This is a genomic window from Mycoplasma feriruminatoris (genome assembly GCF_000327395.2).
In the GTDB taxonomy this organism is placed as follows: Bacteria; Bacillota_I; Bacilli_A; order Mycoplasmatales; family Mycoplasmataceae; genus Mycoplasma; species Mycoplasma feriruminatoris.
On record NZ_CP091032.1, the window covers coordinates 142,089 to 157,589 of the forward strand.

Below are 15,501 nucleotides of genomic sequence, written 5' to 3' on the forward strand. Positions count from 1 at the left end.
ATTAAAGTAGTATAATCAAAAAGTTATTTATGTTATTTAAGGAGATTTAAAAGATATTATGTCATATAGACTACGTTATGCACCATCACCAACTGGATTTTTACATATAGGAAATACTAGAACAGCTTTAATGGATTATTTATTTGCAAAACATTATAATGGTTCATTTATTGTTAGAATTGAAGATACTGATTTAGCAAGAAATGTAGATGGAGCTATTGAATCTCAATTTGAAAATTTAAACTGATTAGGAATTTATGCTGATGAATCTATTTTTAATCCTGGAGATCAAAAATACGGTAAATACATACAATCTGAAAAATTTGATAGATATAAACAATTAGCACTACAATTAGTTGAACAAAACAAAGCTTATAGATGTTTTTGTACTAGTGAAGAACTAGAACAAGATTATGAAGCACAAACTAGTAAAGGAATTATTGCTACTAAATATTCTCAAAAATGTTTATCATTATCACAAGAACAAATTCAAAAAAACTTAAAAGATAATAAAGAATTTTCAATTAGATTTAAAGTTCCACAAAACACAACTTGAACAATTAATGATATTGTTAGAGGTGATGTTAGCTTTGAATCAAAAGATCTAGGTGATTTTGTAATTTTAAAATCTAATGGTGTAGCTACTTATAATTTTGCAGTTGTAATTGATGATTATGATATGCAAATAACTCACGTTTTAAGAGGAGAAGAACATATTTCAAATACTCCAAGACAAATGATGATTTATGATGCATTTAATTGAACTTATCCTAAGTTTGGTCATTTAACTTTAATTGTTGATAATACTGGTAAGAAGTTATCAAAAAGAAGTGGTAATGCTTTATTTTTTATAGAACAATACAAAAACCAAGGTTATTTACCTCAAGCTATTTTTAACTATATTGCTTTATTAGGTTGATCTCCATCAAGTGAACAAGAAATTTTATCAAAAGAAGAATTAATTAAAATTTTTGATGAAAAACGTTTTAGTAAATCTCCATCAACTTTTGATATGGTAAAAATGAAATGAATTAATTCAGTTTATATGAAAAAACTTGATGATGATAAGTATTTAGAATTTGTTAAATCATTTATAGATAAAACTAGATTTGATATTTCTAATAAATCTGATCAATGATTAAATCATTTATTATTACTATATAAAAAAGAACTAGAATTTGCTAGTCAAATTAATGATCATTTAGATTTATTTTTTAATAAAACTGTAGTTGATAACAACACATTAGATATATTAAACAATCTAACTAATTACAAACAAGTAGTAGAAGTATTTAAAGAACAAATTAATAATTTAACTGATTGAAACATTGATAATATTAAACAAATAATTAAAACTACTTCTACTTTAACAAATACTAAAGGTAAAGATTTATTTATGCCAATTAGAATATTTGCAACTAAATCTGAACACGGTCCAAGTTTAGCTGATGTTATATTTTTATTAGGAAAAACTACAGTTTTAAATAATATTAATGATCTAGAAAGATAGTTATGTATTTAAAAGTAATTAGAGATAATGTGCATGGAGATATTTATTTTGATGATCCAATTTATTTTGAATTAATAAATACTTATGAAATGCAAAGATTAAGAAGAGTTTTACAATTAGCTGGAACTCAATTAGCTTATCCTAGTGCAACACATACACGTTTTAGTCACTGTATTGGAACTTATTATATTTTAAAAGAGTTTTTTAAAAATAAAGCTTTTATAAAAATTAGTAGCTTTGAACAAAAACTAGTAAAAATCGCAGGTTTATTACATGATATTGGTCATGGAGCTTTTTCACATACTTTTGAAAAAATTACTCATAAAAATCACGAACAATACACTGTTGAAATCATTTTAAATAAAAAAGGAAATATTTATCCAATTTTAAAAAAACATCATATTAATCCACAAGATATTGTAGATATTATTAATGGTACTTATAAAAATAAAATTATTAATTTATTAGTAAGTTCTCAAATTGATGCTGATAGATTTGATTATTTAAAAAGAGATTCTATTAGTTGTGGTGTTGATTATGCTATGTTAGATTTTAAATGAATGATTAGAAATGCTTTTATTATTGATCAAAAAATTGTATTTCCTAGAAAAACTATTTATGCAATTGAATCATATTTACTAGGTAGATATCATATGTATCAACAAGTTTATAATCATAAAACATCAATTATTTTTGATGCTATGTTTATTAGTTGATTTACTAGAGTTATTGATTTATTTAATCAAAACTACCAATTTAAAGACAAAAGAATTGTTGACCTTTTTTCAGACCTATTCTATAATAAAGATATTAGTTTAGAGGCTTATTTAAAAATTGATGACTTTTTAATGTTTGATATTTTTAAAAATTGTAGTAGTGAGTCTGATGAGATTTTAAAAGATCTATCAAATAGACTAACTAATCGAAAATTATTTACTATTAGAGATGATAATTTAGTAGATAAAACTACTTTAATCAAAAAATTAAACGATTTAAATTTAGATCCTAAGTACTATTTATTAGAAACTGAGCTTAAAACTTTAAGTGTGTATAATCCTGTAATTAAAGATAATAAAGATGAAAATATTTACTTATATGATAGTAATAATCACCAAGTTCATGAGCTAAGTTTTTATAGTAAAATAGTGAAATTTTTCATAAAAACTAATAGTCAAAAAAAAGTGAAAAAAATTATTTTTCCAAAAGAAATAGTGTAGAATATCTAATTGTGTAGGTGAAATTATGTCAAAAGTTAGAAATCTAGATTTAGTGTATTCATATTTACAAAGTACTAAAACACCTTCAAGTTTAAACGAAATTTGAAAGTCAATATCAAAAGATATAATCAGTCAAAAAAAAGATGAAATCTCTGTAATTGCTGATTTATATGGAGACATGGTTCTAGATAATAGATTTGCTTTAACAACTGATAATTTATGAGCTTTAAGTTCAAATTCATCAGTTGAAAACATTAAAAAACAATATGATGATTTTATCAACTCTTCAGATCATAAACATAAATATGATGACTCAGATGAAGAACTAACAATCGATGATGAAATGTTATTAGATGAAGATTATGATAACGATGACTTTACTCGTGAGTTAGATGATTTTGACGAAGATTTTGATGACACTGACCAAACATATATAGATGACGAAGATGAATATAATCGATAATTAAAAGGTTGTAAAACTAAGTTTTTATGACCTTTTTATTTTAATTAATTGCTTATAATTATTTACAATATATATAAAGGAGAATAAAAGATGGCAAAGTTTATTTTTGTAACTGGTGGAGTGGTTTCAGGTTTAGGAAAAGGAATTACAGCTAGTTCAATTGGTGCTTTATTAAAAGCTAGTGGATTAAAAGTATTTATGCAAAAATTTGATCCATATTTAAATGTTGATCCAGGAACAATGTCTCCATATCAACATGGTGAAGTTTTTGTTACAAAAGATGGTGGAGAAACTGATTTAGATCTTGGACATTACGAACGTTTTATTGATGAAGAATTAACTAAAGTATCTTCAACAACTTCAGGAAAAATCTATTTATCTGTAATTAAAGGTGAAAGAAAAGGAGATACTAGTGGTAAAACTATTCAAGTAGTTCCTCATATTACTGATGCTATTAAAAATAAAGTTTATCAAGCAGCAGAACAATCAAAAGCTGATGTAATTATTTCTGAAATTGGTGGAACAGTTGGAGATATTGAATCTCAACCTTTTATTGAAGCTATTAGACAAATAAGATTAGAACAAGGTAAAGAAAATGTAATGTTTGTTCATGTAGTTTTATTATTATGATTAGCAGCTTCAAAAGAATATAAAACTAAACCTATTCAAAACTCAGTAAAAGCAATGGCTAGTTTAGGAATTCAACCAGATGTTATAGTATGTAGAAGTGAAAATAGTTCACCAAAAGAAATTAAAGAAAAAGTTTCTCTATTTTGTAATGTTCCAACTAAAAATATTATTGATGCAATTGATCAAGATTCAATTTATAGAGTACCACTAGCTTTAGCAAAACAAAATCTTCATAAAATCATTATTGACCAATTAGAATTAAAAGCTAATGAGATTGATTTAAGTTTATGAAAGAAATTTAATAAAAAAATTGATTCATCTATTCAAGAAATTGAAATTAGTTTTGTTGGTAAATATATTGAACTTCAAGATGCTTATTTATCAGTTTTAGAATCATTAAAAATAGCTGGTTGAGAATTTAATAAAAAAATTAAAATTAGATGAATTCAAGCAGATAAATTAGATGAATCAAATTACAAAGAAGTTTTAAAAAATAGTCAAGGTATTTTAGTTCCAGGTGGATTTGGTAAAAGAGGAATTGAAGGAATGATGTTAGCTAGTCGATATGCTAGAGAAAATGATATTCCTTATTTAGGTATTTGTTTAGGAATGCAAATAGCTACAATTTCAATTGCAAGAGATCTATTAGGTTGATCTGATGCTGATTCAACTGAATTTAATAAAAATACTACTCATCCTATTTTTGATTATATTAAAGGTATTGATAGAGATAATATTGGTGGAACTTTAAGATTAGGTACAATGGAAACTAAATTAGAAAAAAATTCATTAGTAGCTAAGTTATATAATTCAGATATTGCACTTGAAAGACATAGACATAGATATGAATTTAATAATATTTATAAAAAAGATCTAGAAAGTGTTGGATTAAGATTTTCTGGTATTTATGAAGAAAAGAATTTAGTTGAAGTTGTTGAAATGCCAAGTTTAAAATTCTTTGTTGCTAGTCAGTTTCATCCTGAGTTTACTTCACGTCCAAATAAACCTACTCCTTTATTTAAAGGATTTATTAAAGCGATTGTTGATAATAATAAGTAAAATTTTAATAATTAAACCTAGGCTCACATTTAATTGTGAGTTTTTTATTTTTAGGTATTGTAAATTGTAATTATGTATGTTATATATGAGTTGTAAATAGTTATAACGTGGGTGTAAACTATGAAAAAGTTAATGATTGCAATAGTATCATTCTTATTTTTTATATTGTCTATTTTCAATATATATTTTTTAACAATAAATAATAATGAAGTAATTTTTTATAACAATTCACAAGAAAAAAAAGAATCAAAACCACATGAATATGGATCAAATAATAAAGAAATAAAAACAATAGGTTATTTTAAAAAAGATGGGAAAATAACCATAAGACCTATTCCTTGATATGTAGAAAAGGTTTCTTCAGAATTGCCAACTGAAATTGAAAGTTTGTATGGAGCTTTTTCAAATAGATTCGATCATCATGGGAAAGTAACTGGATTTGAAAATTGAAACACAGAAAATATAACTGATATGAGTTATGTTTTTTTCAATAATCATACTGTTGATGTAGATTTGTCAAAGTGAAAAACAGATAAAGTGACAAATATGAATGGTATGTTTAAAAACGCAACAAAATTTAATAATGGTGGAAAATCACTAAATTGAAAAACTGATTCTGTGACTTCTATGGAATCTATGTTTGATGGTGCTAAGAGTTTTAAACAGAATTTGACTGGTTGAAATGTTGATAAAGTTACTAAAAATAGAAACTTTTCAAGAGGTAGTGGATTATCTGGCGAAGAGAATAAATTGCCTAAATGAAAAATAACTGAAGAATCTGATCCAATAGAAAAAAAAGAAGAGAAAAAAGAACCTAAAGTCATTATTCATCCATCACCAACTCCAAAACCAAAAGTTAATATACCATTAACTAAAATAATAACCCCTGCTACAAAATCAACTTCATCACCAAAAACAACACCAAAACCGAACTCTGGTCTAGTTATTCCAAAATCAACAATGACGCAATCAAATCAAACATCTAAAAAGCTTTCAACTCCTGCAATTGTTGGTATTGTTATTGGAACTCAGGCTATTTTAACTTCACTAGCAGTTGGTATACCTTATACAATTAAAAGATTTAAAAAGTAAATTTAATTACATAAAAGAGTTTCAAATATGAAAAAATACTTATTATTAATAATCTTCAAATTAATTGTTTTCCCCTTTGTTTTTTTATTAGTTGTAAATTATAAAAATTTTTATAATTATTACTATCAAATGAAACAAGAACAAAAACAAGTAAAAGAACAGAATCACGAGTATAATCCAACCGATAAAAGTGAAATTACAAAAATAGGTTTTTATGAAAGAGATAATAAAGTCACTATTAAGCAAATACCTTGATATGTAAAAAAGGTACCTGATAAATTACCTGATGAAATAGTTAGCTTATATCGAGGATTCGCCCATAGATACAAAGATCATGGCGAATTAGTTGGATTTGAAAAATGAGATACAAAAAACATTACGGATATGAGTTATGCGTTTTATGATAATCAAACTGTTAATGTAGATTTGTCAAAATGAAATACCAACAAGGTAAAAAATATGAATGGTATGTTTAAAAACGCAATTAAATTTAACAATGGTGGAAAACCGCTTGATTGAAAAACTGATTCTGTAACTTCTATGGAATCTATGTTTGATGGAGCGACTAATTTTAGTCAAAGTCTAAAAGACTGAAATGTAAATAATGTCATTAGCAATAAGAATTTTTCAAGAGGAAGTGCTATTTTTGAACACAAGGATAAAAAACCTGCTTGAAAAAATGAAGAAACAAATGATTCAGTAGAGAAGAAAATCGAAAATAAAGAACCCAAAGTAATTACTCACCCATCACCATCAAGACCAAAAGTAACTATACCATTAACTAAAATAATAACCCCTGCTACAAAATCAACTTCATCACCAAAAACAACACCAAAACCTAACTCTAATCTAGTCATTCCAAAATCAACAATGACTCAATCAAACCAATCATCTAAAAAACTTTCAACTCCTGCAATTGTTGGTATTGTTATTGGAACTCAAGCTGTTTTAACTTCTTTAGGATTTGGTATACCTTATATAATTAAAAGATTTAAAAAGTAATTTAAGCCTAGTATTTACTAGTTTTTTTTAATTTTTATTAATAAAATAAAAAACAATTTCTTTAGATTTACTAATTATGAACTTATATGTTGGCATTAAAACATTAGAAAATGATAATATTAAAATAGATTTATAAAAAGGAAGTAATAGTAGAATGCCAAAGTTATACCACAAAAAATTAGTTAATGCTAAACAAATGGTTAGTGATGCACATAAGAACAAATATGCAATCGGTCACTTTAATATTAATAACTTAGAATGAACAAAAGCAATTTTAGAAGCTGCTGAAGCATCTCATACACCAGTAATTATAGCTACAAGTGAAGGAGCTATTAAATACATGGGTGGTGTTAATACTGTTGTTGGAATGGTTAATGGATTATTAGATTATCTAAACATTACAGTTCCAGTTGCTTTACATTTAGATCACGGACAATCATTAGAAATGGCTAAAAAATGTATTTTAGCAGGATATTCATCTGTAATGTTTGATGGTTCACATTTCCCATATGAAGAAAATCTAAAAATGACTAAAGAACTAATTGAATTTGCTAATGAATATGAAGTTTCAGTTGAAGCTGAAATTGGTTCAATTGGTGGAGAAGAAGATGGAGTAATTGGACAAGGTGAATTAGGAGATCCAATGCAAGCAGAAGAATTTTCAAAAACTGGAATTAGTATGCTAGCTGCTGGAATTGGAAACATTCATGGTAAATATCCATCATGATGACAATCTCTTTCATTTGATACTTTAGAAAGTCTACAAAAAGCTTGCAAAATGCCAATGGTATTACATGGTGGATCAGGAATTCCTCAAGAACAAGTTAAAAAAGCAATTTCAATGGGAATTGCAAAAATTAATGTTAATACTGAATTACAATTAGCATTTAGAGATGCAACTAGAAAATATGTTGAAGAAGAAAAAGATCTTGATGATGCTAAAAAAGGCTTTGATCCACGTAAGTTATTAAAACCTGGATATGAAGCTTTAAAAACTACATTCTTAGAATTAACAAGTTGATTTGGTTGCCAAGGAAAAGCAAAATAATTAATAAAAATAGATTAAATGGATTATTTAAGAATAATCCATTTTTTAATTGATATTCATATTCTAAAAAACTAATTTAAAAGACTCACTTTTGTGAGTCCTATTTGCTTAGTTATTGTTTTTACATTTTAACTTGTTGTACTTGCATTTGAGCCATTTTTTTATCTTTATTGTTTAGATAAATTAATAAAGCACCAGCAGCAAATCCAACTAAACTAATTACAACTATAATTATCATTAAAATTTGATAAGCAAATTGGTTGTTATATCCACCTTTTACTAGTGGATCAGCTACTTTATATTTTGCAATTAGAACTGCTTGTAATTGTTGGAATCAAGCGTCTGGAGTAAATGCAACAACACTTACTATTCCAACAGCTGAAGCATAGTGTTTTCTATCAATTCCAATTTCAAATAAAGTTGCTCATCTATTAGTTACTAAGCCTCAACATAAAGCACCTAAACATAAGAAAAATGTATAAACAATTACTCTTACTGTTCACAAGTATCATTTAGGAGCTTGATTTACTATTCAACCAACTTTAAATCCAGGTAATAGTAAAACAGTTGTAACTAAAAATGTACCTATTAAAATACCAGTCATTAAGAATTTTACATACTTACCAGTTTTATCAGCAATCTTACCAGCAGGAGCTGAAAAAATAAATCTAAATAGATAAGTTCTTAATAGCCCACCAATAAACACAGCAATTGCTGCAACTTGTAGTGAAACTTCAAGATATGATACTAAAATAGATAGTCCCATTTGATACATATAAACACCCATAACAACAAGTGATACTAATCAAATTTTTACATTTTTTAAAATTCCAAAAACGTCTTTAATGTTAAATGAAGCGTTTTCTTGTTTTTCTGATTTATCTTCTTTTACTGTAAAAATTAATAAAATAACAGTTAGTGCAATTAAACCACAAAACATGTAAATCATAATTGAGAAGTTTCATACACTTGGTGTTGAAATGTTTTTTCCTGCAAATAATGGAGTTAAAACAAAGAATAAAATATATCCAATAGAAACTAAAACTGTTCCTGCAAATCCATTAAAACTACCATGTATTCCGTTTAAAATACCATTTTGTTCAGGTTTACCTTGTTGTGATAATAGTTTTCATAATGGAGCTCAGAAAATTATTTTTGCAAAAGCTCAAATTGAATAAATAATACATAGTTGAATAAAACGAGATTCAACTCCTACTTGATTTAAAACTGGTCCATTAACTCCTTGAACTAAAGCTCCCCCAGCTGTTAAACCAATTGAACCATATCAAGCTCCAGATACTCCAAATGTAGCTAAACCTATAATAGTTAATCACTTAACACTTAGTTTATCTCCTAATATTGATCCAAAAAAATAAATCGCTAAAGAAATATAACCATAAATCGCACTAGCTTGAGATAAATGTTCAGTTTTTACTCCTAAATATAAACTAATTACTTCAGAACTCATAACGTTTCTTAAATAAGAAGGAAAGATAAAAACTAATGTATCTGATATTGCTAGTAGCAAAATAACAAATAATGTTTTTTTATCAAAAGTTTTAAAAGTTTTATTTATAAAATTTGTGAAAGGATTAGGCTTTTTTGTATCTGTCATATAATACATACCTTTCTTGGTGAATTTAATTTATATAAGTCACCTATTATAATTGTAGTTCATCTAAAAAGGTTAAAAATAAAGATGAATATATTTTCAAAATATGAATTTATTTGCTAGTTCAAGTTTTTATAATACCAATGGAATAAAATTATAATGTAGGACTATAAAACTAGTCTTATACAATATAGAAAGGAATACGTTGTGTTTAAAGAAAAGATATCAAAATTTGTTAAAGAAAATTTTGTTTTATTCATTCTAGCATTAGCAGATGTTGCTATTATGGCTATTCCGTTTTATATGGATAATTTTATTCCTAACATGAACTTAAACTTTAAATTAAACCAAGCAGACTATTCACAAGCACAAGCTGTTTATGGTTTTGTTGCCTTACCTTGTTATCTATTAGGATCATATTTAGGTGATAAGTTTAGTGCAAAAAAATTAGTAATTATTGGTGTATTAATTACTGGTGCATTAGGAGTTTGATACGTTTTAGTACCTATCATTCCTATTATAGCTGGTAATAAAAGTGCAACTTTAGAAGGTAGCTTATTAGTTGCTACAAAAGCACAACTTTACATTATTTTTGGTGGTTTTGCTTTTGCTACTTGTGCATTGTTCTGAGCCCCATTATGAAAACTTGTTAAAAATCAAAATACTGAACATTTACCAGAAGAATTAAAAGAAAAACAAGTTGGTAAAAATAATGGTATGCAAGGAGCATTAAATGGTCTTATTGGACTTACAATTGCTTTGTTTGGTACTTTACTATTAGCTTTACAAGATCAACACAAGCTAGGTACAATTGGTGGAGAACATGGAATTAGTGTGGCATTTTTCATTCTAATTTCTATTTATGCTGGGTTAATCATAGTTTCAGCGGTTCTAGCAATGATCTTTATTAAAGAACCAAAAACTGAAGAACCATTGTCATTTTCAATTAAGGCAATGACAAATGTTTTAAAACAAAAAAATATTTACTTACTATCTATTTTAGTTTTAGGTGTATATATGTTACAAATGGGGTTATCTTCATATGTTAACTATATGCGTAATATCTTTTATGTTCCAGCTGTAGCTGTTATGATCATTGGTATTTTTAGAACCTATGTAATGCGTTTTATGATATCTGGATGATTTGGAAGATTTGCAGATAAACAAAAATCATACATTCCATTAATTCTTATTGGATTATTTATTGGTATGGTTTTAATTACAGTTGGTATTTTACTACCTGGATTTTCAGATGGCTATCCAAATGAAGAATCAATTAAAAAAGCTTCTGGAGTTGTTTTACAAGTTGCAGCTTGTTTTAACTTAATTCTAATGGGAGCTGTTACTTGAGCTGTTGTTACAATTAGATGATCTCCAATTGGAACAGATTTAAAAGTTCAAAACGATAGTTATGCAGCTGCTGTAAATATCGTAAGTGTTATTGCCTTTACTCCAGATGCATTCTTTAAACAAATAAGATCAGCAATTGAAGCAAAACACCACATGACAGTTAATGGTATTCAAGTTGCAGATAAATTAGGTAACCAATTAATTTTATTAGTTGTAGTTATTTTTGGTCTTATTGGATTATTATCTGGTATTGCTTTATACTTCTCACTAAAAGCAGATAAGAAAAAAATGATGTTATTAAATAAATAAAATTTCTATATTAAAAACAAATAATAAAAATAAAAATATTAATAAATTAATAAATAATAATAATAATAATAAACAATAATCTTAAATATTCTTTTTATAAATAAAAGAGAGGTGAAGATAATGATTTTAGTAGCACACCGTGGTTTTAGAGGACTTTATGGAGAAAACCGTGAATATGACTTTAAAAACGCACTAACAATTTGTAAAGCTGTTGAATTTGACATTAGATTAACAAAAGATGACAAAATTATCATCTTCCATGATCATCACTTTAGAAGAATTGGAAATTTAAACAGAGGTGTTAAAACTTTAATTTATGAAGAAATTACAAAAATTCCTTACTTTGTTGAAAATCCATTAGCAACTCCAATTCTATTTGAAGTATTTATGGATAGATATTTAGATCAATATAAAATGATTAATGTTGAAATCAAACCAGATCATTATACTGAAGAAGAATTAGACATTATCTTTAATTCAATCAAAAAATATTGTAATAAAGGTGTTGAAATAATAGTTTCATCATTTAGTCCAGTTGTATTAAAAGAAATTTTAAAAAGAAAAGAAAACTACTTTAAATCAGGATATCTATTTGAAAAAATGTCTCAATTTGATGTTGAATTAGGTAAAAAATTTGACTTTTTACACCCACCAATTACATTATTAAAAAAACAAGTTAACTGTGAATTATTTAAAAAACTAAATATTCCATTAAATGTTTGAACATTTAAAAAAATGTCTGATGTTGAAATCATTGACAAAATGTATAAAGATTTAATTAATGGTTATATTTCAGATTATCCTGATTTATATCCAAAAATGTAATCAACTAGTTAATAGATAATAATAGCAAATTATTAAAATTTGCTATTATTTTTTTATTATTGATATTTTTATTTTTACTATAATAAATCTTTATTTTTAACGTTTTTATTGTATACTTTATTAGTAAATTAATATCATAATGATAACATAGCAAGGAGAATAACTATGCCAAAAATTGATATTCAACCAAAGTACTTTGATCAAGCTAAATTTATTTGTACTACTTGTTCAAGTGAATGAGTTTGTGGAACTTCAAAAGGTGAAGAAGTAAGAGTTGATGTTTGTTCAAATTGTCATCCCTACTACACTGGAGCTCAAACTTATACAAACGTTGCTGGACGTGTTGAACAATTCAAATCAAAATTTGCTAAAAGAGATTCAATTAAAGCACAAGCTGAAAAACAATCTAAAGCTCAAAAAGCAAAAAATCAAGAAAACAAATAATTTAAGGTCTTTAGGACCTTTTTTATTTGTCAAATCTATTAAAATAATAGTAGTGTGTATATCTAAGTGGAGGTTAATTTTATGTCATATAAGATCAAAGAATTAACTTTTCGTTCTAAAAAAGCAACCTTAAATAAAGTTGATTTAGTTGTTGATGATGGTCAAATTGTTGATATTGTTATTGATAATAAAGAACAAATGAACTTTTTTAAAAAAGTTTTATTAGGTAAAAAGAAAAATAATTCAGGTAGATTTCAAATAGATGATTTTGATATTATTAATAGAGCATACACTAGAAAACATGTTGAGTTCATTAAACGTGATACTTGGTTTCAACGTACAATTCCAAGTAAATGAATTTTAGTGCTTTCTTTATTATTTGATCAAAGCTTTTTAAGAAGTGCAGCAGATAAATATATTGAAAAAAAATATGAATACTTATCATTAGTTGCAAGCAAAGGTGAAGCTAATGATAAAAGATTACGTCAAAACATTGATAATTTAATTTCCAAACATATTAATACAAAAATTAGAGAAGAACAAAAAGCATTAAATAGTGCAATAAGTGAACAAAAAAAACGTAATCAAGAAAAGTTTTTAGCTATTCCTGAACAATGACCAATTCAAATAAGATTACTTTATAAAGCAAGAGAAAACTTAGAAGCTGAAATTAGAACGGCTACTTTAATGTTAATGTTTCAACAAAATTTATGAGATAACATTTATACATTAAATGAACTTAGAGATAATTGTAGTTGTGAATATAATGCTAAACATTCATCAAATAAAAGATTAAAAAAGAATTGAAAAAAATTTGCTTATAAACAAACATATTATGCTGTTAATAAACAACTAAGAGTAATTAGTACAAAAATTGCTGATCTAAGAATTAGTATTTTTAGTAAAAAAAGAAAGTTAAATCAATTTGATCATCAAATATGATTTGAATTTAAAAAATATTTCAAGTCATTATTAGCTTTAGAAGAATATAAATCAAAAAAAAGATTTACATGAACCGAACAAGATGAAATGAGAAAATATTTTTTAGACTGAAGAAATGCTAATGAAAATTCTTTAAATGAAATTGAAAAAAACCAAAGAGAATTATTTATTGATCCAATTAGACAAACAACACAAGCACTAGGTGGAGAAATTAACTTTTTAATTCATCAATATCACGAAAGAGTTTTATCAGATGAATTAGAATATTTAGAAAAACATAGATTTGCAATGCAAAAAAAACAAAAGAAAAAAGAAATCAAAAGTGTTTTTAAACAAGCTGTTGAGCAAATGTCAACTAGTGTTGATAAGTACAATATTAAATTTGAATGATTTGTTAAAAGTAGTGTTAAGTATTTATCATTAAACATTGTTTATCTTAAGATTTTAAAAGCAATTAATTTAAAGAAAAAAAATATTATTTTTTCAAATATTACAAAACATTTATCAGAAAAAGAGCTATTACAATTATTAGAAACTATTAAACGTATTCAAGAAAACCATCCTTTTATGACATTTATTTTTTTAAATGACTCAATAAGTGATGTATATAATTTAGATAAAAATATTTATTTTGTTAACAACAAACTTGAATTAAAAGAACTATCAACTACTGATATTTTTGATATTTTATTAAAAAGACAAGAAAATAATATAAACAAAATTAGTTATAAAAAGATTAGTGAAAATCAAATTAAAATTTTAAATGATTCATTATGAGTACTAACTAATTATGATTTAAACAATTCTGGATTTATTAGTTTTAATCCATTAAAAATTTCACCAGATATTAATAATTCTTCTGATTTACTTTTAGAAGTTAAAATTATTAAGTCTAAAAAGTTTATAGATAAATCTATGTGATGTGGAATTACTAATGACAAGCAAAAAATTTATTTTTATGATAAAAAAGAATCTTATATGGAAAATGATGTAGCATTAATTGCTATAAATAAAAATGCGATTAGTAATGTTAATTAAAGGAGTTATATGTTAGATCAAAAAAAATCTAAACTATTATTAGATAAAATTAATCAATATCAAAATATTATTATTGCTAAACACAAACAACCTGATTGAGATGCACAAGGTAGTGCTATTGGGTTAGCTAACATTATTAATGATAATTTCAAAAATAAAACTATTTATGTAGTTGGAGATCGTATTAGTGATGATGATAGTTTTTTAATTGATGAATCTAATTTAAGTGATGAATTTATTAAAAGTAGTTTAATTATTACAGTTGATACAGCTACAAAAAAAAGAGTAGATTTTGATAGATTTGATTTGTGTAAAGATAGTTTTAAAGTTGATCATCATATAAATGTTGAAAATTATTGTAATAATGATTTAATTGATGATACTAGTATAGCAAATACTCAAGTAGTAAGTTTATGAGCTATAGAAAATAATTTGTTTATTTCAAAAACTGCTGCTCATAATCTATATTTAGGTTTACTAACTGATTCAAATAGATTTTTATATGATAAAACTAATGCTGTTACTTTTTATGTTGCAAGTAGATTATTACAAGCTGGAGCTGATCTAAAAAAAGCAAACGATTTTTTATATGTTTCAGATTTAAAACTAAGACAATGAATGATGTATAGTTTTTCTAAAATGAAATTAACTGATTCTGGAATTGCTTATATTGTTTTATTAGATGATGATTTAAAAGATTGAAATCTAGAGTATGAAGAAATTAAATTAGCTTTATCTGTAATGAGTGGAGTTAAAGAAATTAAAATTTGATTTACAATAATACAAGTAGACGATATTTTAAAAGTTTCACTAAGAAGTAGAGATTATGCTATTGATAAAATAGCAAATAAGTATAATGGAGGAGGACATAAGTTAGCTAGTGGAGCTGAAATTAATTCATTAGATCAAATTAATGATTTAATTAATGATTTAGAACAATTAATTAAAGGAGAATAATAA

The 15,501-nt window shown here is 25.3% G+C and carries 13 protein-coding genes; 12 read left to right on the top strand and 1 reads right to left on the bottom strand.

The genetic code is table 4. The features are described 5' to 3' along the window. Window positions 1-58: 58 nt before the first annotated feature. The 7 genes from gltX (at window position 59) to fba (ending at window position 8,021) form a co-directional block, all read left to right on the top strand. On the top strand, window positions 59-1,510 hold the full coding sequence (gene gltX / locus D500_RS00595) for a glutamate--tRNA ligase (RefSeq protein ID WP_008363167.1): 1,452 nt from the start codon (window positions 59-61) through the stop codon (window positions 1,508-1,510). Window positions 1,511-1,512: 2 nt separating this feature from the next. After that, entirely contained in the window at window positions 1,513-2,727 is a 1,215-nt protein-coding gene (locus D500_RS00600) for an HD domain-containing protein (RefSeq protein ID WP_008363165.1), read from the top strand. Window positions 2,728-2,752: 25 nt separating this feature from the next. Continuing rightward, window positions 2,753-3,190 (top strand): DNA-directed RNA polymerase subunit delta, encoded by a 438-nt coding sequence (gene rpoE, locus D500_RS00605; RefSeq protein ID WP_008363162.1) that lies wholly within the window; start codon window positions 2,753-2,755, stop codon window positions 3,188-3,190. A gap of 90 nt (window positions 3,191-3,280) precedes the next feature. Further along, entirely contained in the window at window positions 3,281-4,879 is a 1,599-nt protein-coding gene (locus tag D500_RS00610) for a CTP synthase (protein ID WP_008363161.1), read from the top strand. 120 nt (window positions 4,880-4,999) lie between these two features. Further along, window positions 5,000-5,971 (top strand): DUF285 domain-containing protein, encoded by a 972-nt coding sequence (locus tag D500_RS00615; RefSeq protein ID WP_239759457.1) that lies wholly within the window; start codon window positions 5,000-5,002, stop codon window positions 5,969-5,971. Window positions 5,972-5,998: 27 nt separating this feature from the next. Continuing rightward, window positions 5,999-6,973 (top strand): DUF285 domain-containing protein, encoded by a 975-nt coding sequence (locus tag D500_RS00620; protein ID WP_239759458.1) that lies wholly within the window; start codon window positions 5,999-6,001, stop codon window positions 6,971-6,973. A 154-nt stretch (window positions 6,974-7,127) separates the two neighbouring features. After that, window positions 7,128-8,021: a class II fructose-1,6-bisphosphate aldolase gene (fba, locus tag D500_RS00625; protein WP_008362366.1), complete on the top strand. Its 894-nt coding sequence runs from the start codon at window positions 7,128-7,130 to the stop codon at window positions 8,019-8,021. Between the two features lie 121 nt (window positions 8,022-8,142). On the opposite strand, the gene D500_RS00630 is transcribed toward fba, so the two are convergent. After that, on the bottom strand, window positions 8,143-9,636 hold the full coding sequence (locus D500_RS00630; protein ID WP_008362367.1) for an MFS transporter: 1,494 nt from the start codon (window positions 9,634-9,636) through the stop codon (window positions 8,143-8,145). A 204-nt stretch (window positions 9,637-9,840) separates the two neighbouring features. On the opposite strand from D500_RS00630, the gene D500_RS00635 reads away from it, so the two are divergent. From D500_RS00635 to D500_RS00655, 5 genes are all read left to right on the top strand, one after another. Further along, window positions 9,841-11,292 carry an MFS transporter gene (locus D500_RS00635; protein WP_008362368.1) on the top strand — a complete coding sequence of 484 codons (1,452 nt, stop codon included), beginning with the start codon at window positions 9,841-9,843 and terminating at the stop codon, window positions 11,290-11,292. A gap of 120 nt (window positions 11,293-11,412) precedes the next feature. Then, entirely contained in the window at window positions 11,413-12,117 is a 705-nt protein-coding gene (locus D500_RS00640) for a glycerophosphodiester phosphodiesterase (RefSeq protein WP_008362369.1), read from the top strand. A 165-nt stretch (window positions 12,118-12,282) separates the two neighbouring features. Then, window positions 12,283-12,561, top strand: a complete 279-nt coding sequence (rpmE, locus tag D500_RS00645) for a 50S ribosomal protein L31 (protein WP_008362370.1) — start codon at window positions 12,283-12,285, stop codon at window positions 12,559-12,561. A gap of 81 nt (window positions 12,562-12,642) precedes the next feature. Beyond that, window positions 12,643-14,541 (top strand): hypothetical protein, encoded by a 1,899-nt coding sequence (locus D500_RS00650; protein ID WP_008362371.1) that lies wholly within the window; start codon window positions 12,643-12,645, stop codon window positions 14,539-14,541. A 9-nt stretch (window positions 14,542-14,550) separates the two neighbouring features. Beyond that, window positions 14,551-15,498: a DHH family phosphoesterase gene (locus tag D500_RS00655; RefSeq protein ID WP_008362374.1), complete on the top strand. Its 948-nt coding sequence runs from the start codon at window positions 14,551-14,553 to the stop codon at window positions 15,496-15,498. Window positions 15,499-15,501 lie beyond the last annotated feature (3 nt).